This window comes from Phaeovulum sp., assembly GCF_047638075.1.
In the GTDB taxonomy this organism is placed as follows: Bacteria; Pseudomonadota; Alphaproteobacteria; order Rhodobacterales; family Rhodobacteraceae; genus UBA6197.
Genome location: NZ_JBLJBV010000029.1, coordinates 1 through 16,989, shown reverse-complemented (window position 1 = coordinate 16,989; position 16,989 = coordinate 1). Strand labels below are relative to the sequence as shown.

Genomic DNA, 16,989 nt, shown 5'->3' with positions numbered 1-16,989 from the left:
GTTACGCGTTACCTGTTGAATCAGAAGGGCCGCGCCAAATAAGCCGCGGGTCAAAACTTTGTGCCGAAAGCATGGTAAAGGCCACCGACAGCGCGAACGATGCCGCCGCCGGCCCCGGATTGACCGAGGCGACAAAACCCAGTTGCACCAACGCCGACAGGATCGCCACAACGAAAACGTCGATCATCGACCAACGGCCAATAAATTCCACCACCTCATAAAGATGCAAATGTAGCTGCCCACCTGCACGCCGCTCATTTCCGACGGCCAGCGCCAGATAGGCGATGGCAATGAATTTGCCGACCGGCACCACGATCGAGGCGCCAAAGACAATGGCGGCCACACCGTAGTTGTGATGTGCCACCAGTTCGATCACGCCGCCAAGAATGGTATTTTCCAAATGGCCCGTAAGGGTGTTGGTCAACAGCATCGGATAAAAATTGGCTGGAATGTAAAAGATCATGCCGGCGATCAGCCAGGCCCAAACCGCCTGCAACCCACGCGGATCGACCGGCACCAGCCGCGCGCCGCAGCGTCCGCAAACGCGCGTTTCCAATGGCCACACCCGCCCACATCCGCGGCAGCCCACCAGCCCCGCATCCCGCGCTGTCAGGATGGGTGCCTTTAACGGGTCTGACTGATGGCGTTCCATATGGTCCATTTGCTCATGAAAGAGTTTTTCAGTGCCACAACGATGATCAGCACGCAAAACGCCCAGAATGCGGGGCCAAGGCTGACAGTAGCCAGCCCCGCTACCTTGACCAGCGCCACCGCTGTCCCGATCACGAAAATCTCGGCCATCGACCAGGGCTGCGTTGCCTCGGCCAGACGAAAGGCAGTGGCGGCATGCGGCCAGGGCGCGCGGCCGTTGGCCAACGGCCACAGCGTATAGATCAGCGCCGTAAAGCGCAAAACCGGTAACGCCACGATCATCAGCAGCACCGCAAGCGATAGGGGCGCCATCAACCCATCTGAAAACGCCAGCGCCGCCCCAAAGACCGAGCTATCATGCGACAACCCCTGCGCCGAGATTTTCAGGAACGGAAAAAAGACCGCCCCGACCATCAGGATCATTGCCGTAAATGCCAGCGCAACAACATGAAGAAATGACCGGGCCCGTGGCGCAATCAGCAACGTACCGCAGCGGGCGCAGCTGGCACGCTCGGTATCGGCCAGGTCTTCGGTCAGGTGCAGCGCATCGCATTGCGGGCATGCGATCAACTGATCCCGAACCAAAACAAGGGTGCGCGTGTCCAACATCGGGCGAAACATAACGCGCAAGGGCCGTAGCGCAAGGCAGACGAGGAAATATGCAGGATTTTAGGGTTTAAGCGGGCGTTAATGCCACGGTGATAGGTCTTTTCGCGGGTGAAGTGAAAGAGGTGGCGGGATGGCAACGCGTAACAACGCGGCGTCAGTCATTATCAAACGGAAGAAGGTCGTGAAAAGCGATGGGCACCACGGTGGGGCGTGGAAAGTGGCCTATGCTGACTTTGTGACGGCCATGATGGCCTTCTTCATGTTGATGTGGCTGCTGAATGCAACAACGGAAAAACAACGAAAAGGGATTGCAGACTATTTCAGCCCGACAATTCCGATAAACCGAATTTCGGGTGGCGGTGATGGGGCCTTTGGTGGGGATTCGGTGTTTGCAGAAGACCAGATGGCGCAAATGGGAAAAGGGGCAACGGCCCAGCAACCTTCACATCAGCGCCAAGCCAAGGGAAAACAATCCGCGAAAGACGCCAAAGACACCGAAACCGCCAAGCTTGAACAGGTTGCAAGTGCGCTTGAGCAGGAACTGACGGCGCGAAGTGGCGACTCGATGGTCAGCCCGCAGACTGCACGCCATATTGTGACCCGCGTGACCGATGAGGGCCTGATCATCGAATTCTTCGATCTGGAGGATGAACCCCTGTTTGTAGGCGACACGGCCCAGCCTACGGCAATCACCAAAGAGGTCGCGGCGATGCTGACGCGTGTTTTCGGTCGGGTTGAAAACGGAGTTGCGCTGAACGGGCATGTCCGCGCCTACCCCGAGATGTTGAAGGAAAATCCGGTTTGGGATCTGTCAACCAAACGGGCACAAGCGCTGCGCATCGTGTTGGAGGAAAGTGGTTTGCCACGAACGCGGACCCAACGCGTAACGGGGTTTGCTGACCGCAAATTGATGGTGAAAAACCCGATGGCGGCACGAAACAACCGAATGGAGCTGATTTTGTTACGCTCGGATCAATAGGCTATGATCGGGTTGGCCGGGGCAGGGGGGCAATAGCCTGCCCGTTTTCTTGCCCTGATAACCCGTCATGCGGTTGGCTCAGGTTTCCGCACTCTCGTCAATGCGGGGCAGGAACCATGCCAACAAACCCGCAAGTGGTAAGAAGGAACAGATCCGATAAACCGTATCGACGCCATAACTTTCCGCCAACACACCCAGAAACGCCGCCGCAATGCCACCAAGTCCAAAGTTCAATCCGTAAAACAGCCCACCGATCAGCCCGATCCGGTTGGGCAGCAGATCCATCGCGTAGATCAGGATCGAGGCAAAGGCGCTGGCCATTATCAGATTGATCATGACCGTCAGCACACCCGTCCAGAACAAATCGGCATAGGGTAAGATCAGCGTCAAAGGCAGCGGCCCCAATACCGAGATCCAGATGATCCGGTACCGACCTATCCGATCACCCGCAATTCCGCCGATCAACACACCGACCGCCGCGGCCAGCAGGAAAATAAACAGCATTATCTGCGAAGAGGGAATGGAAAGCCCGAACCGTTCCATCAGGTAGAATGTATAGAATGACCTAAAGCTCTCTCCATAGGCATTCTTGGCGAACATCAGGAAGGTAAGAACAACAAGCCCGGTGCCGATGGTCAAAGGTGCGTGCCGAGGCCCTTGGGTAGACTTCTTGCCACGCGCCCGCATCGCCACGAAATCAGCACTCATCTGGCGTTGCTTGCTGCCGATCCACGTCAACAGCATCATAGCCAAAAGCGCAGTGACTGCGAACCACGCAAGGCTTGGCTGGCCCCATGGCACGACGATCAGCGCGGCAAAAACCGGCCCCAATGCGCCACCGGCCTGGCCGCCCACCTGGAAAATACCTTGCGCAAGCCCCTGACGGCCGCCGGCGGCATAACGCGCCATCCGCGTGGCCTCTGGGTGAAAGATCGAAGAGCCAATACCGATCAATGTTACCGAAACCAGGATTATCGCGTAGCTATGGGCAAAGGCGAGGCTGACCAGTCCGGAAAGCGTGAACATCATCCCGACAACCGGCGAATAGGGGGCGGGGTATCGATCCGTCGCCATCCCGATCACCGGTTGCAGCATCGCGCCTGCGATCTGGAATGTCATTGTGATCATGCCAATCTGCACAAAATCCAGTGCATAGGTCTCTTTCAGGATTGGATAGGCCGCCGGGATCAGCGATTGCATCATATCGTTCAGCAGATGTGTCATGCCCAAAACCGCCAATACGGTCAGGTGGGTTCCAGAGCGGGTCGCAATTCTCATGTCAATCGGCTTCGGCTTTTGGGGGGACGATGCGGCCAATTGCTCATACCGTCAGGTTAATCGCAAGGGGCATAGATGTCAGTTTTTGCTTATAGCCAAAGACACCGCCGTTGGGCCCGATGATGCGGCGTCTCGGGGGGTGGTTGTGGCAAAAGGTGCCAAACCATGCATCAAGGTTGTGCGGGCGACGATAGATCTTTTGCCCATATCCTGATCCATTGTTCTTTCACCAAAGCGTAACCGCTGCAGGTTGACCAAAATTTCGCGTCCGGGCTTTCTTGGCTTGCGTAGACGGGGCTTCTGCCGCAGCTTGGCACGCAAATCTGGAGACCTTTATGCGCGTATCCATTGCCTTTCTGGTCGCCGGCTATGTTTTGAGCCAATTTTACCGTGCATGTCTAGCAGTGCTGGCGCCGGTTTTGGGTGTGGAAATCGGTGCGACGCCGGGCGATTTGGCGGTATCGCTGGGGCTTTGGTATATCTCATTTGCCGCGATGCAGATTCCGGTGGGAATTGCCCTGGACCGGATTGGACCGCGCCTTACAGTGGGGGTTTTGTTAGGCGTCGGCGGTGCGGGGGGCGCTGTGGTTTTTGCGCTGGCGGGCGGGCCTTTGGCGGTGCATCTGGGGATGGTGTTGATCGGGGTTGGTTGTGCGCCGGTCCTGATGGGTGCCTACTATATCTTTGCGCGCAGCTTTTCGCCGGCAGTCTTTGGCACAGCGGCCGGGGCAGTGATGGGGGCTGGCAGTCTGGGCAACCTTGCCGGCGCAGCGCCCTTGGCCTGGATGATCGAAACGGTGGGCTGGCGCGAAACATTGTGGGCCTTGGCTGTGGTGACGGCGCTGGTGGCGGCGGCCATATTGCGGTTCACCCAAGACCCCGAGCGGATCGAACGCAGCGACGCCAACCGTGGCTCGTTCTGGGGTTTGCTGCGGATACCCGGGCTTTGGGTGATCTTGCCACTTACGCTTGTCAACTACAGCGTGGTTGCGGGGTTGCGCGGGCTATGGGTTGGCCCTTTCCTGGCCGAGGTCCACGGTGCCGATACGATATTGATTGGCCGGGTTGCGTTGGCAATGGGGGTGGCCATGGTGGCCGGCAACTTCATTTACGGCCCGACTGACCGTCTACTGGGCAGCCATAAGCGCGCGGTTATCGGCGGCAACCTTATTCTTGCGGTGGTTTTGGCGGTACTATGGGCGGCGCCCGGCGCGGGGATCTTACAGATTACCCTGCTGATGGCCGGGGTCGGGTTGTTCGGGGCCAGCTACCCGGCGGTGATGGCGCATGGGCGCACCTTTTTCCCCAACCATTCAGTTGGACGCGGGGTATCGCTATTGAATATGTTCTCCATCGGAGGGGTGGCGATTTTGCAGTTTGCGTCGCGGCCGGTTTATGAGCATGCAATCGCCATGGGCAATGCATCAGATGCATTCGCAACGCTGTTCATGTTCTTTCTTGTGCCGTTGCTGATCGGGCTTGGGTTTTACGTTTTTTCGCGCGACGGCGCGGCCCATTTCAGGTAAACCCGGCCCATGCCTCAGATGCCTGTTTCCCAGATCGACGTTATTGCGCCCAACCTCAAACGCCGCCTGTCGGGCGTTACCGCTACGGTGGCGCGGCTGGTGCCGGTGCAGGCGCGCCAGATCGGCATTGCCGCAACCGGATCGGGCCTTCCGGCCAGCCTGCCGCATATTTCGTTGTGGCGCTTGCCGTTCTTGCCGCGTGACCGCTGGCGGATCTGGCACGCGCGCCGCAACGTCGAGATGCTGTTGGGCCTTGTGCTGCGGGGCGTGTTCCGGCGGCGGCTGAAGCTGGTGTTTACCTCGGCTTCGCAACGGCAACATTCGGGCTATACGAAATGGCTGATTTCGCGGATGGATGCGGTGGTCGCCACCTCGCGCAAGACGGCGGCCTATCTGGACCAGCCGCCCACGGTGATCTTGCACGGTATTGATACGGAAACGTTTTGCCCACCGGCCAACCGCGCGGCGTTGCGTGCGGGGCTTGGTCTGCCGGATACAACCCTGGTCGGGTGCTATGGCCGGATACGGGCGCAAAAAGGCACCGACGCCTTTGTTGATGCGATGCTGCTGGCGCTACCGTCGCGCCCACAGGTAACGGCGCTGGTGATGGGGCGCGCGACCGAGGGACATACCGAGTTTCTGGAAGAGTTGAAGGCCAAGGTGGCCGCCGCAGGCCTAAGTGAGCGGATCCTGTTTTTACCCGAAGTTACCGTGGACCAGATGGCCGATTGGTACCGCGTGCTGGATCTATACGTCGCGCCGCAGCGGTGGGAGGGGTTCGGCCTGACCCCGCTTGAGGCGATGGCCTGCGCCGTGCCGGTGGTTGCCACCCGCGTCGGCGCGTTTGAGGAACTGGTGGCCGAGGGTGAAACCGGTGCCCTGGTGCCCGCCGGTGATGTGCCCGCCCTTGCCGCAGCCGCCGCCCCCTACCTTGATGACCCGGTGTATGCCGCCAACGCCGGGGCTGCTGCCCGTGCCCGTGTGACAAGCGGCTTTCGGATCGAGGATGAGGCGGCTGCATTGATCCGTCTTTACCGCAGCCTGCTGGGCCCGGTGGCATGAGTCCGCTAGGGTTTTTACTGGCCCGGACTCTTCGGCAAGAGGCGCGGCTAGAGGCGCTTTCGGTGCCGCAGTCGGCGCTGCTGGGTGATCTGGCGGGCAAGCGGGTGGCGTTGGTCGGCAATGCCCGCGCCTTGGGCGATGCGCGCCACGGCGCGCAGATTGACGCCGCTGACATCGTGATCCGGATCAACCGCGCGCCGATGCCTGCTGCCACCTCGCATGGCACCCGCACCGATTGGCTGGCCCTGGCCACCAGCCTGCCCCGCACAGATTACACCCGCCTTCGGCCAAGCCGCGTTTTGTGGATGTCACCAAAACGCAAACGGCTAAGCCACGCTATCGCCACCAGCCCCGGCTTTTACCTGCACCCTTTGCACGATTACACCGCACTGCGCGACCAGTTTGACGCGCCACCGACAACCGGCCTGATGCTGATTGCGCTGCTGTCACGCGCGTCGCTGATGGGGCTGACGCTTTACGGGTTCGACTTCTTTGCGTCGCTGTCGTTATCGGGCAGGCGCACGGCGGCACAGGTGCCGCATAACTTTGCCGCCGAAGCGGCCTTTGTCGCCGCCCTGATGGCGCGGGATTCGCGCATCACCCGCGCAGAATAAGACGCGACTCACTTCCCCTTTGTGCCCCTTTCCGCTAAGGGGCATCGTTCTGTTTGAATGGAGGTCCTGATGGGCTACAAGGTCGTTATCGCTGGTGCCACGGGCAACGTGGGCCGCGAAATGCTGAATATCCTGGCTGAACGCCAGTTCCCGGTGGATGAAATCACCGTCCTCGCCTCGCGTCGGTCGCTGGGCACTGAGGTCAGCTTTGGCGACAAGACCCTGAAGACCAAGGATATTGAGGGCTTTGACTTTACCGGCTGGGATATCGCGCTGTTTGCGATCGGATCCGAAGCGACCAAGCAATACGCCCCTATCGCGGCCCGCCAAGGGTGCGTGGTTATCGATAATTCGTCGCTTTACCGTTATGACCCGGATGTTCCGCTGGTCGTGCCTGAGGTCAACCCCGAGGCGGTCGAGCAGTATAAAAAGAAAATGATCATCGCCAACCCGAACTGTTCGACCGCGCAAATGGTCGTGGCGTTGAAGCCTTTGCACGACCGCGCGCGGATCAAACGGGTGGTTGTCTCGACCTATCAGTCGGTGTCGGGCGCGGGCAAGGAAGGCATTGACGAGCTGTGGGACCAGACCAAGGGCATGTATGTGCCGGGTCAGGAGGTTGCGGCCAAGAAATTCACCAAGCAGATCGCGTTCAATGTGATCCCGCATATCGACGTTTTCCTGGAAGATGGCTCGACCAAGGAAGAATGGAAGATGGTCGCGGAAACCAAGAAGATTCTGGATAAGTCGATCAAGGTTACGGCCACTTGTGTGCGCGTGCCGGTCTTTGTCGGCCATTCCGAAGCCCTGAACATCGAGTTTGAGGATCATCTGGACGAGGCCGAGGCCCGCGACATCCTGCGCGAAGCGCCGGGGGTGATGGTGATCGACAAACGCGAAGCAGGCGGTTACGTCACCCCGGTCGAATGTGTGGGCGATTACGCGACATTCATCAGCCGCATCCGTCAAGACAGCACCATTGATAACGGAATCAATCTGTGGTGCGTGTCGGACAACCTGCGCAAGGGGGCTGCGCTGAACGCCGTGCAGATTGCCGAAACGCTGGGTAACCGCTGCCTGAAAAAGGGCTGAGCAAACGCGGCTTATACGCTCGCGCAAGGTTCCCTCATAGAGATGGGTAAGATACTTCAGTTGGCCACATATAGGCCAGCTGAAGCCCTTGTGAATATGACTCCAATGACACACAGGGCTGACGCGGCGCGCTATCCTTGGGGTTTGACGGCTATTTTATGAGTTCAGGAATACCGTCAAACCGGTATATCGCCTCGACCTGACGCCGGGTGAGATGGCCAAACACGAGGGCCGCGTTTCCCTTGGAGGCTTCGGATGCCAACAAGGGTCATCGAAAACCAATGGCCTCAGCAGAATCGAATAAGGGCACGCCAGACGAGGCGCACGCCGGTAATGAAACCGGGGCGCGCCAAGGGGCGGCTTCAAGATTGTAATTTGTCTGCTGCCTGAATGAAGAAGCGCGCCGCCAAAGCGACGCGCAATCATCCACATTTCTGATAAGGGGCCTGGGTTTCCCGTGGCGGCCCTTATCTTTTGCCCTGAAGCGCAATCAGCCCTGACGAGCTTTGAAGCGCCTTTGCGTCTTGTTGATCACATAGACGCGGCCCTTGCGGCGTACGATCTGGCAATCGCGATGACGCTGCTTGAGCGAGCGGAGCGAGTTACGGACCTTCATTGGTCTTCTCCTATTCGCGGCGCCGTCGCGCCATGAAACCTTTGGGCCCCCGAGGGGGCGGTGAAAATGGTGGGCGGTACTGGGATCGAACCAGTGGCCACTACGATGTCAACGTAGTGCTCTACCGCTGAGCTAACCGCCCACAACCCGAATGATTCCACCTGCCCCAAACAAATAGGACGCGGGCGGAACCGCGTCGGTCTGGGGGGTCTATAAAAGGAGTCGTCAGAGCTTTCAAGGGCTTTTGGTGCAGAATCGATTTGCTGTATAGTTGGTGGGATTAAGGGAGGGCAAATGGCCATGTCGCCTTTCGGGGCTGCTCCGTTCCAGCTTAGGTTGCCGCGCAAGCCCTTGAGCGGCGTGGTTTTTGCGTCGCCGCATTCCGGGCGCAACTATCCGGCAGATTTTCTGCGTCGCACGGTGCTGGATGAGCGGCAGGTGCGGTCGTCGGAAGATGCCTTTGTGGATCAGCTGTTGGAATCAGCGCCGGAGTATGGCGCCCCGATGATTGCGGCCCTGGCGCCGCGTGCCTGGCTTGACCTCAATCGCGGCGCTGACGAGTTGGACCCAGCCCTGATCGAGGGGATTCGCCCGCAACACCTTAATCCGCGCATCAGTGCCGGGTTGGGGGTGATACCCCGTGTGGTGGCTGCGGGCCGTTTGATCTATTCGGGCAAGATCAGCCGCGCCGAGGCCGAGGCGCGGATTGAATCCGTCTGGCGGCCCTATCACGCCGCTTTGGCGCGCCTGCTGGGGGCCGCGCAGGCAGAGTTTGGGCAATCGATTCTGATTGATGTGCATTCGATGCCGCATGAGGCCTTGGAGGCGATGGGGCCGAAACGCCCCGAGATCGTGTTGGGCGACCGCTATGGCGCCGCGGCTGGCAAAGAGGTGATGGCGGCGGTGGAGGCGGCTTTTGCCGCCGAGGGGTTGCGCGTCAGCCGCAACGCCCCTTTCGCCGGGGCCTATATCACGCAGACCTATGGCCGCCCGTCACATAACCGCCACGCCATTCAGGTAGAGATCGACCGGGCGCTTTATATGAACGAGCGGACGGTGCGCCCCAGTGTCGATTTTGACGCCTTTGCCGCAATGATGGGCCGAATCATCGGCCGGATTTGCATGATGAACGGGGCCGCAGGGGCATTGGCGGCAGAGTAGGGTCGCGTATCAGGGCAAACTGCGGCCCTTTTTGATTGCGTCGGGTCCAAAACGGGCGCGGATCGCGTCAGCCGCGCGTTCGGCGCGCGCGCGCGCGGGGGCGGTCGGGTCCAGCAGATCCCCTGGCGGATCATCGGTAGTGGCGGCGGTCAGGTCTGATAGGCCGATTCCGATCAGCCGAAAGGGGCCGGGCTCGACCACAGCGGCCAGTAGCGCGGTGGCGGCGCGAAACAGCGTATCGGCCAATTGTGTTGGGTCATGCAGCGCGCTGCGGCGGCTAAGGGCGGTGAAATCGGCGCGGCGCAGTTTAAGCATGGCGGTGCGCCCGACCAATCCGGCGGCCTTCATCCGTCTGGAGACCTGTTCGCATAGCGGCCAAAGCTGGCGTTCCAGCGCTGCGCGGTCTGCAATGTCGGTGGTGAAGGTGGTTTCGTTCGAGATGGATTTTGCCGGCGCATCGGCGGTGACGCGGCGCTGATCCTGACCGTGGGCAAGTTGCCAGATCCGTTCGCCCGAGGTGCCAAAACGGCGGATCAGGCCCGCACGGTCAGCGCGGCGAATATCGGCCAGTGTGCGGATGCCAGCGGCGGCCAGCGCGGTTTGCGTAGCCGCCCCGACGCCCCAGAGGATGCGCACGGGTTTGTCACGCAGAAATTCTTCTGTATCGGCGCGCCCGATGACCGAAAAGCCGCGCGGCTTATCCAGATCGGACGCGATCTTGGCGAGGAATTTGTTGTGCGACAGCCCGACCGAGGCTGTGACCCCCAGTTCTGTTTCAATCTGGCGGGCAAGGCGGGCCATCAAAAGGGCCGGGGGGGCGTGGTGCAGGCGCTCGGTTCCGGTCAGATCCAGAAACGCCTCGTCCAGCGACAAGGGTTCGATCAAGGGGGTAAGGCGCGCCATCATCGCGCGGATCGCGTGCGACACCTTGGCATAATGTGACATGCGTGGATGGATCACCACCGCATCCGGGCAGAGCTTTAACGCCTGAAACATCGGCATCGCGGAGCGCACGCCCGAAATACGCGCTATATAACAGCAGGTGGAAACCACGCCGCGCGTGCCGCCGCCAACGATAACCGGGCGGGCGGCAAGGGCAGGGTTGTCGCGCTTTTCGACCGACGCATAGAAGGCGTCGCAATCAATATGGGCGATGGCCAGCGAAAAGAGTTCCGGGTGCGCAATCACGCGCGGGCTGCCGCAGGCGGGGCAGCGGCTGGCCGGGGTAATTCGCGTCAGGCAATCGCGGCAAAGTGCGTGCGGGGTGGGCGTTGGCATGATGCGCCCTTTATAGCAGACCACAGATGCGATTGGATAGCGGATTGGCTTGAACCGGGGGCGTGATCAGGCCATGGTTGCGGCGGGATTTCAACCGTTGGGCAGTGAGGAATTATGATGAGTGTGCAGGAATTTATCGGGGTAAACGGAGTGCTGCTGGCGGTCGCCATATTCCTGTTTCTTACGGCGTGGTTAGGGGTTCGGATCGTGCCGCAATCAGAAAAGCATGTGGTTGAACGGTTTGGCCGTCTGCGCGCGGTTCTGGGGCCGGGGATCAACTTCATTGTGCCGTTTCTGGATAGCGTCGCGCACCGCATTTCGGTGCTTGAACGGCAGTTGCCCACGGCCCAGCAGGACGCGATTACCACCGACAACGTGTTGGTAAAGGTGGAAACCAGCGTGTTTTACCGCATCATCGAGCCGGAAAAGACGGTCTACCGGATCCGCGATGTGGATGCCGCGATTGCCACCACAGTGGCGGGGATCGTGCGATCCGAGATTGGCAAGATGGAACTGGATCAGGTTCAGTCGAACCGCACCGAGCTGACCGGCAAGATCCGCGAACAGGTGGCCGCGATGGTTGACGACTGGGGGATCGAGGTGACGCGGGCCGAGATTCTGGACGTCAATCTGGATGACGCCACCCGGCAGGCGATGCTGCAACAGTTGAACGCCGAACGTGCGCGGCGCGCGCAGGTGACCGAGGCCGAGGGCAAGCGCCGGGCGGTTGAGCTGGCCGCCGACGCCGAGCTTTACGCCGCTGAACAGATGGCCAAGGCGCGCCGGATCTCGGCCGATGCCGAGGCTTATGCGACGCAGGTTGTCGCGGTGGCGATCAAGGAAAACGGGCTGGAGGCGGCACAGTATCAGGTAGCGCTGAAGCAGGTCGAGGCGCTGGCGCAGGTAGGGTCGGGGGCGGGGAAACAGACGATTTTGCTACCCACCGCCGCGCTTGAGGCGTTTGGCGATGCGTTTTCACTGCTGAAGGGGAAGGCATGATGTGGTGGCAGGAAGCCTGGATATGGATCGCGGCGGGCGTGGTGCTGGGCGCGGCCGAGATGCTGATACCGGGGTTTGTATTGCTGGGCACCGCCATAGGCATTGCGCTGGTGGGGGTGCTGATCTGGCTGGGGGTTTTAGGCGGATCGCTGCCTTTGATGCTGCTGGTGGCGGCGTTGGGGGGGCTGTTGGCCTGGGCGATCTTGCGCCGGGTTGTCGGGGTGCGACCGGGGCAGGTGAAGCTCTGGGACCGCGATATCAACGATAACTAGGGCGCGCATTTTCGGCGCGCCCCGGAAAGGCGGGTCTTAGGCCGTGGCCAATTCTGCCAGAATGGCCTGTGCGGCGGCGCGGGGATCGGGTGCGCGCCAGATCGGGCGGCCAACGACGATATGGTCGGCCCCGTGGGCGATGGCCATGGCAGGGGTTTCAACCCGCTTTTGATCGCCCAGATCGGCGCCCGCGGGGCGCACGCCGGGGGTGACGATCAGCCGGCCCACCGCCTGCGGCAGAGTGCGGATTGCAGCGGCCTCTTGCGGGCTGGCAATGACGCCATCGGCCCCGGCCTCAAACGCGCGGGCGGCGCGTTCGACGACCAGACCGGCAATATCGCCGGGGCGGATCAGCGCACCGTCCAGATCGCTGCGGTCCAGCGAGGTCAGGATGGTGACGGCGAGGATTTTCAGGTCTTTGCCGGCGGCGCCTTCTTTTGCGGCGCGCACCACATGCGGGTCGCCGTGGACGGTCAGAAAATCCAGATCGAACTGCGCAAGGCCGCGCACCGCAGCCTCGATCGTGGCGCCGATGTCGAACAGCTTCATATCCAGAAAGATGCGCTTGCCGTGTTCTGATTTTAGCTCATTGGCCAGCGCAAGGCCGCCACCGGTCAACATGCCCAGCCCGATCTTGTAAAAGGATACGGCATCGCCCAGCCTTTCGGCCAGCGCCAGCCCCTCAAGCGCATTCGGAACGTCAAGGGCGACGATCAGGCGGTCATCGCGCAGGGGCAGGGATGGGGTATCAGCGGTCATTTGGGCCTCCGGGGTCTGGGTTGGTCCGTCATGGGGTGCCATGCCCTGCCCGTCAAGGTTTCAATAACGCCCGCCGGTTTTGCGGCGCGGCCCATCCGGTTGGGGCCGAAACGGTTGTGCGATGACGTTGACAAGTGGTTGCGCGCCGCTGCCCGCGCCGTGATTTTCTGTCGCACCGGGGTGCAACCCCTTGAACCATCTATTCGGCGCCCTCATTTTCTTACCAAGACCCGGACGGGCTGTGCCACAATGGGCAGTTGCATGCCGGGGGCTTTGACGAAAGGGAATGCCGATGAACATGGAAAAGTTCACCGAGCGGTCGCGCGGATTTTTGCAGTCTGCCCAGACCATTGCGATGCGCGAAGGCCACCAGCGTGTGGTGCCCGAGCATCTTTTGAAAGCATTGATGGATGATGATCAGGGCCTGTCGGCCAATCTGATCAGTCGTGCCGGGGGTGCCCCCGAACGCGTGATTGACGCGGTAAATCAAGCGGTGTCGAAACTGCCGAAAGTGTCCGGCGGTGACGGGCAGGTCTATGTCGAGCAAAACCTGGTCCGGGTATTGGACGAGGCTGAAAAGCTGGCCAAGAAGGCGGGGGATTCCTTTGTTCCGGTGGAACGGGTGCTGATGGCGCTGGCGATGGTCAACACCAAGGCCAAGGACGCGCTGGACGCTGGCGCCGTGACCGCGCAAAAGCTGAACTCTGCAATCAACGATATCCGCAAGGGCCGCACCGCCGACAGCGCCAGCGCCGAAGACGGCTATGACGCGCTGAAGAAATACGCGCGCGACCTGACCGAGGCCGCCGAAGAGGGCAAGATCGACCCGATCATTGGCCGCGATGATGAGATTCGCCGGACGATGCAGGTGCTAAGCCGCCGCACGAAGAACAACCCGGTGCTGATCGGCGAACCGGGCGTAGGCAAGACCGCGATTGCCGAGGGCCTCGCCCTGCGCATCATCAATGGCGATGTGCCGGAATCGCTGCGCAACAAGAAGCTGATGGCGCTGGATATGGGCGCGCTGATCGCCGGGGCAAAGTACCGCGGCGAATTCGAGGAACGCCTGAAAGCGGTTCTGAAAGAGATCGAGGCAGCGGCAGGCGAAATCATCGTCTTTATCGACGAGATGCACACGCTGGTTGGGGCCGGCAAGGCCGATGGCGCGATGGATGCCGCGAACCTGATCAAGCCGGCATTGGCGCGCGGCGAGCTGCATTGTGTCGGCGCGACCACGCTGGATGAATATCGCAAATATGTGGAAAAGGACGCAGCCCTTGCGCGGCGTTTCCAACCGGTGATGGTGACAGAACCAACTGTCGAAGACACGATCAGCATCCTGCGCGGGATCAAGGAGAAGTACGAGCTGCACCACGGGGTGCGGGTCTCGGACAGTGCCTTGGTCGCGGCGGCGACGCTGTCGCACCGGTATATCACCGACCGTTTCCTGCCCGACAAGGCCATCGACCTTGTCGATGAGGCGGCGTCAAGGCTGCGCATGGAACTGGATAGCAAACCCGAGGAACTGGATGCGCTCGACCGTTCGATCCTGCAGTTGCAGATCGAGGCTGAGGCGCTGAAGAAAGAAGACGATGCCGCCAGCCGCGATCGGCTGGAGCGGTTGGAAAAGGAACTGGCGGATCTTCAGGACCGCAGCAATGAGATGACCGCAAAATGGCAGGCGGAGCGTGACACGCTGGAAACCTCGCGCGGGTTGAAAGAACAACTCGACCGGGCGCGGGCCGAACTGGAGCATGCCAAGCGCGAGGGCAATCTGGCGAAGGCGGGCGAGCTGTCTTACGGCGTGATACCGGGGCTTGAAAAGCAGTTGGCCGAGGCCGAGACGCGCGAAGATGGGCTGATGGTGGAAGAGGCGGTCCGACCCGAACAGATTGCCGAGGTGGTCGAACGCTGGACCGGGATTCCGACCTCGAAAATGCTGGAAGGCGAACGCGAAAAACTGCTGAAGATGGAAGAAGAGCTGGGCAAACGCGTGATCGGCCAGCGGCGGGCGGTGACAGCCGTTTCCAATGCGGTGCGCCGGGCGCGCGCGGGCCTGAACGACGAGGGGCGGCCCTTGGGCAGCTTCCTGTTTCTGGGCCCCACGGGTGTGGGTAAAACCGAGTTGACCAAGGCGGTGGCAGAATATCTCTTTGACGATGATAGTGCGATGGTGCGCATCGACATGAGTGAATTCATGGAAAAACACGCCGTTGCCAGGCTGATCGGCGCGCCGCCGGGCTATGTGGGCTATGATGAAGGCGGTGTCTTGACCGAGGCCGTGCGCCGCCGCCCCTATCAGGTGGTTCTGTTCGATGAGGTCGAAAAGGCGCACCCCGATGTATTCAACGTGCTGTTGCAGGTGCTGGATGACGGGGTGCTGACCGATGGGCAGGGCCGCACGGTAGACTTCAAGCAGACGCTGATCGTGTTGACGTCAAACCTTGGGTCACAGGCGCTAAGCCGGTTGCCCGAGGGCTCTGATAGCTCTGCCGCGCAGGCCGAGGTGATGGAAGCGGTGCGGGCCCATTTTCGCCCCGAGTTCCTGAACCGTCTGGATGAAACCATCATCTTCGACCGGCTGACCCGCTCTGACATGGACGGTATCGTGACCATTCAGATGCGGCGGTTGCAAAACCGGCTGGCCGGGCGCAAAATTACGCTTGAGTTGAATGATGCTGCCCGTAAATGGCTGGCGGATGAAGGCTATGACCCGGTGTTTGGCGCCCGCCCGCTGAAACGGGTAATCCAGCGCCATCTGCAAGATCCACTTGCCGAGATGATTTTGGCCGGTACCGTCATGGACGGCGATACGGTTACCGTTTCGGCCAGTGATGATGGCTTGAAGGTTGGAGAGCACGTTTCAAGATCTGACAGGTCAACGCCCGAAGGTGTCGCGCTGCACTGAGCGAGAGGTGGGGGGCTTTAATGCCCCCCTTTTTGATGTTCGCGTTTCTTTGGGAGAAATACTCCCGCCGGAGGCACCTGTTTTTGGATAGGAGCCTCCGGCGGGAGTATTTTCCCAAAGAAAAGCCCGGAAGATTTACTTTGGCAAAAGCACGCGGTCGATGATGTGAATGACACCGTTGCTGGCGCTGATGTCGGCCGTTGTAACGTTGGCGCGGTTTACCTTTACGCCGTTGCGGCCATCCAGGTGCACGGTCTGGCCCTCAACAGTGGCCACATCCATGCGTTTGCCCGCCAGTTGATCCGCTGTCACTGCGCCTGGGACGACGTGGTAGGTTAGGATCTTGGTCAGTTTATCCTTGTTCTCAGGCTTGAGCAGACTGTCGACGGTGCCTGCTGGTAATGCCGCGAAGGCGTCATTGGTGGGGGCAAATACCGTGAACGGCCCCGGGCTTTTCAGCGTATCAACCAACCCGGCAGCGGACACGGCCGCGACGAGCGTTGAAAATTGCGGGTTTGAAGAGGCAATGTCGACGATGTCGGGCTGCGCCGCAGGCATCGGGGCGCAGGCAGCCAGGCTGATCGCGAGGCTGCTGCCCATGAGTGTCATTTTCAGATTGCGCGTGAGCATCAGGTCCATCCTTGAAAGGGGGTGAAAAATGGCGCGCGGCCTGGCCGGGCGCCATAAGAGGGGCTTACATTTTGGGCAGAATAACCGCGTCGATCACGTGGATCACGCCGTTTGTTGCCTCGATGTCGGCGGCGGTGATATTGGCGCCGTCCACTTTTGCGCCACCGTCTGTGGTAATTGTCACCTCACTGCCCTGAGCCGTTTTGGCCATCATGTTGTTACTCAGGTCAGTGGACATCACTTTGCCGGGCACAACGTGGTAAGTGAGGATCGCCGTCAACTTGTCCTTGTTTTCTGGTTTCAGCAAATCATCGACCGTGCCTGCCGGAAGGGCGGCAAAGGCAGCGTCGGTGGGGGCAAAGACGGTAAACGGGCCGTCACCTTTCAGCGTATCGACCAGACCTGCGGCCTGAACGGCTGCAACCAGCGTAGTGAAGTCACCCGCGGCAATCGCTGTATCCACGATGTCCATATCGGCAGCATGGGCCGGCAGGCTGAGGGCCATGGCGGTGCTGAGGGCAAGAAATGTTCTGCGGATCATTTTTATCTCCCTTG

Annotated in this window: 17 protein-coding genes and 1 tRNA gene; 9 read left to right on the top strand and 9 right to left on the bottom strand. The window is 60.7% G+C overall.

Annotated elements, in window-relative coordinates; all coding sequences use genetic code 11:
• Position 1: 1 nt before the first annotated feature.
• The gene (locus ACM62R_RS04330; protein WP_415182895.1) at positions 2-652 is read right to left on the bottom strand and encodes a paraquat-inducible protein A; all 651 of its coding nucleotides are present in this window, start codon (positions 650-652) and stop codon (positions 2-4) included.
• Positions 625-1,260 (bottom strand): paraquat-inducible protein A, encoded by a 636-nt coding sequence (locus ACM62R_RS04325; RefSeq protein ID WP_415182828.1) that lies wholly within the window; start codon positions 1,258-1,260, stop codon positions 625-627. Before ACM62R_RS04325 ends, ACM62R_RS04330 begins: the two co-directional genes overlap by 28 nt.
• A 130-nt stretch (positions 1,261-1,390) precedes the next feature.
• Between ACM62R_RS04325 and ACM62R_RS04320 the strand changes: the two genes are divergently transcribed.
• A complete protein-coding gene (locus tag ACM62R_RS04320; protein WP_415182827.1) occupies positions 1,391-2,239 on the top strand; it encodes a flagellar motor protein MotB in 849 nt (282 codons plus the stop codon).
• A gap of 78 nt (positions 2,240-2,317) precedes the next feature.
• On the opposite strand, the gene ACM62R_RS04315 is transcribed toward ACM62R_RS04320, so the two are convergent.
• Complete coding sequence (locus ACM62R_RS04315) at positions 2,318-3,517, bottom strand: MFS transporter (RefSeq protein WP_415182826.1); 1,200 nt, start codon at positions 3,515-3,517, stop codon at positions 2,318-2,320.
• A gap of 335 nt (positions 3,518-3,852) precedes the next feature.
• Here ACM62R_RS04315 and ACM62R_RS04310 point away from each other — a divergent pair, with 335 nt between their 5' ends.
• The 4 genes from ACM62R_RS04310 to ACM62R_RS04295 all read left to right on the top strand — a co-directional run bounded on the left by ACM62R_RS04310 (position 3,853) and on the right by ACM62R_RS04295 (position 7,811).
• Positions 3,853-5,043, top strand: a complete 1,191-nt coding sequence (locus tag ACM62R_RS04310; RefSeq protein ID WP_415182825.1) for an MFS transporter — start codon at positions 3,853-3,855, stop codon at positions 5,041-5,043.
• A gap of 9 nt (positions 5,044-5,052) precedes the next feature.
• The gene (locus tag ACM62R_RS04305; protein WP_415182824.1) at positions 5,053-6,105 is read left to right on the top strand and encodes a glycosyltransferase family 4 protein; all 1,053 of its coding nucleotides are present in this window, start codon (positions 5,053-5,055) and stop codon (positions 6,103-6,105) included.
• Positions 6,102-6,719, top strand: coding sequence for a glycosyltransferase family 29 protein (locus tag ACM62R_RS04300; RefSeq protein WP_415182823.1), 618 nt, complete (start codon positions 6,102-6,104; stop codon positions 6,717-6,719). The genes ACM62R_RS04305 and ACM62R_RS04300 overlap by 4 nt, the downstream gene beginning before the upstream one ends.
• Before the next feature lie 69 nt (positions 6,720-6,788).
• Complete coding sequence (locus ACM62R_RS04295) at positions 6,789-7,811, top strand: aspartate-semialdehyde dehydrogenase (protein WP_415182894.1); 1,023 nt, start codon at positions 6,789-6,791, stop codon at positions 7,809-7,811.
• Positions 7,812-8,301: 490 nt separating this feature from the next.
• On the opposite strand, the gene ykgO is transcribed toward ACM62R_RS04295, so the two are convergent.
• Both ykgO and ACM62R_RS04285 read right to left on the bottom strand, forming a co-directional pair.
• The gene (gene ykgO / locus ACM62R_RS04290; protein WP_096433353.1) at positions 8,302-8,427 is read right to left on the bottom strand and encodes a type B 50S ribosomal protein L36; all 126 of its coding nucleotides are present in this window, start codon (positions 8,425-8,427) and stop codon (positions 8,302-8,304) included.
• A 67-nt stretch (positions 8,428-8,494) separates the two neighbouring features.
• Positions 8,495-8,569 (bottom strand) — tRNA-Val (locus tag ACM62R_RS04285).
• Between the two features lie 158 nt (positions 8,570-8,727).
• Between ACM62R_RS04285 and ACM62R_RS04280 the strand changes: the two genes are divergently transcribed.
• Entirely contained in the window at positions 8,728-9,588 is an 861-nt protein-coding gene (locus ACM62R_RS04280) for an N-formylglutamate amidohydrolase (RefSeq protein WP_415182893.1), read from the top strand.
• 9 nt (positions 9,589-9,597) lie between these two features.
• On the opposite strand, the gene ACM62R_RS04275 is transcribed toward ACM62R_RS04280, so the two are convergent.
• A complete protein-coding gene (locus ACM62R_RS04275) occupies positions 9,598-10,866 on the bottom strand; it encodes a DNA polymerase IV (protein WP_415182822.1) in 1,269 nt (422 codons plus the stop codon).
• A 117-nt stretch (positions 10,867-10,983) separates the two neighbouring features.
• On the opposite strand from ACM62R_RS04275, the gene ACM62R_RS04270 reads away from it, so the two are divergent.
• Positions 10,984-11,865 carry an SPFH domain-containing protein gene (locus ACM62R_RS04270; RefSeq protein WP_415182821.1) on the top strand — a complete coding sequence of 294 codons (882 nt, stop codon included), beginning with the start codon at positions 10,984-10,986 and terminating at the stop codon, positions 11,863-11,865.
• Complete coding sequence (locus tag ACM62R_RS04265) at positions 11,862-12,137, top strand: NfeD family protein (protein ID WP_415182820.1); 276 nt, start codon at positions 11,862-11,864, stop codon at positions 12,135-12,137. Before ACM62R_RS04270 ends, ACM62R_RS04265 begins: the two co-directional genes overlap by 4 nt.
• Before the next feature lie 36 nt (positions 12,138-12,173).
• On the opposite strand, the gene pyrF is transcribed toward ACM62R_RS04265, so the two are convergent.
• Positions 12,174-12,896 (bottom strand): orotidine-5'-phosphate decarboxylase, encoded by a 723-nt coding sequence (gene pyrF, locus ACM62R_RS04260; protein WP_415182819.1) that lies wholly within the window; start codon positions 12,894-12,896, stop codon positions 12,174-12,176.
• A 292-nt stretch (positions 12,897-13,188) separates the two neighbouring features.
• On the opposite strand from pyrF, the gene clpB reads away from it, so the two are divergent.
• Complete coding sequence (clpB, locus tag ACM62R_RS04255) at positions 13,189-15,804, top strand: ATP-dependent chaperone ClpB (protein ID WP_415182818.1); 2,616 nt, start codon at positions 13,189-13,191, stop codon at positions 15,802-15,804.
• Between the two features lie 135 nt (positions 15,805-15,939).
• On the opposite strand, the gene ACM62R_RS04250 is transcribed toward clpB, so the two are convergent.
• Together ACM62R_RS04250 and ACM62R_RS04245 are read right to left on the bottom strand one after the other, a co-directional pair.
• The gene (locus ACM62R_RS04250) at positions 15,940-16,434 is read right to left on the bottom strand and encodes a fasciclin domain-containing protein (RefSeq protein ID WP_415182892.1); all 495 of its coding nucleotides are present in this window, start codon (positions 16,432-16,434) and stop codon (positions 15,940-15,942) included.
• Positions 16,435-16,498: 64 nt separating this feature from the next.
• Positions 16,499-16,975, bottom strand: a complete 477-nt coding sequence (locus ACM62R_RS04245) for a fasciclin domain-containing protein (RefSeq protein ID WP_415182817.1) — start codon at positions 16,973-16,975, stop codon at positions 16,499-16,501.
• Between the last annotated feature and the right edge of the window lie 14 nt (positions 16,976-16,989).

Excerpts from the sequence above, each read along its gene's own strand:
- ACM62R_RS04330 (WP_415182895.1), bottom strand. The coding sequence starts at position 652 with ATGGAACGCCATCAGTCAGACCCGTTAAAGGCACCCATCCTGACAGCG.
- ACM62R_RS04325 (WP_415182828.1), bottom strand. The coding sequence starts at position 1,260 with ATGTTGGACACGCGCACCCTTGTTTTGGTTCGGGATCAGTTGATCGCA.
- ACM62R_RS04320 (WP_415182827.1), top strand. The coding sequence starts at position 1,391 with ATGGCAACGCGTAACAACGCGGCGTCAGTCATTATCAAACGGAAGAAG.
- ACM62R_RS04315 (WP_415182826.1), bottom strand. The coding sequence starts at position 3,517 with ATGAGAATTGCGACCCGCTCTGGAACCCACCTGACCGTATTGGCGGTT.
- ACM62R_RS04310 (WP_415182825.1), top strand. The coding sequence starts at position 3,853 with ATGCGCGTATCCATTGCCTTTCTGGTCGCCGGCTATGTTTTGAGCCAA.
- ACM62R_RS04305 (WP_415182824.1), top strand. The coding sequence starts at position 5,053 with ATGCCTCAGATGCCTGTTTCCCAGATCGACGTTATTGCGCCCAACCTC.
- ACM62R_RS04300 (WP_415182823.1), top strand. The coding sequence starts at position 6,102 with ATGAGTCCGCTAGGGTTTTTACTGGCCCGGACTCTTCGGCAAGAGGCG.
- ACM62R_RS04295 (WP_415182894.1), top strand. The coding sequence starts at position 6,789 with ATGGGCTACAAGGTCGTTATCGCTGGTGCCACGGGCAACGTGGGCCGC.
- ykgO (WP_096433353.1), bottom strand. The coding sequence starts at position 8,427 with ATGAAGGTCCGTAACTCGCTCCGCTCGCTCAAGCAGCGTCATCGCGAT.
- ACM62R_RS04280 (WP_415182893.1), top strand. The coding sequence starts at position 8,728 with ATGTCGCCTTTCGGGGCTGCTCCGTTCCAGCTTAGGTTGCCGCGCAAG.
- ACM62R_RS04275 (WP_415182822.1), bottom strand. The coding sequence starts at position 10,866 with ATGCCAACGCCCACCCCGCACGCACTTTGCCGCGATTGCCTGACGCGA.
- ACM62R_RS04270 (WP_415182821.1), top strand. The coding sequence starts at position 10,984 with ATGAGTGTGCAGGAATTTATCGGGGTAAACGGAGTGCTGCTGGCGGTC.
- ACM62R_RS04265 (WP_415182820.1), top strand. The coding sequence starts at position 11,862 with ATGATGTGGTGGCAGGAAGCCTGGATATGGATCGCGGCGGGCGTGGTG.
- pyrF (WP_415182819.1), bottom strand. The coding sequence starts at position 12,896 with ATGACCGCTGATACCCCATCCCTGCCCCTGCGCGATGACCGCCTGATC.
- clpB (WP_415182818.1), top strand. The coding sequence starts at position 13,189 with ATGAACATGGAAAAGTTCACCGAGCGGTCGCGCGGATTTTTGCAGTCT.
- ACM62R_RS04250 (WP_415182892.1), bottom strand. The coding sequence starts at position 16,434 with ATGCTCACGCGCAATCTGAAAATGACACTCATGGGCAGCAGCCTCGCG.
- ACM62R_RS04245 (WP_415182817.1), bottom strand. The coding sequence starts at position 16,975 with ATGATCCGCAGAACATTTCTTGCCCTCAGCACCGCCATGGCCCTCAGC.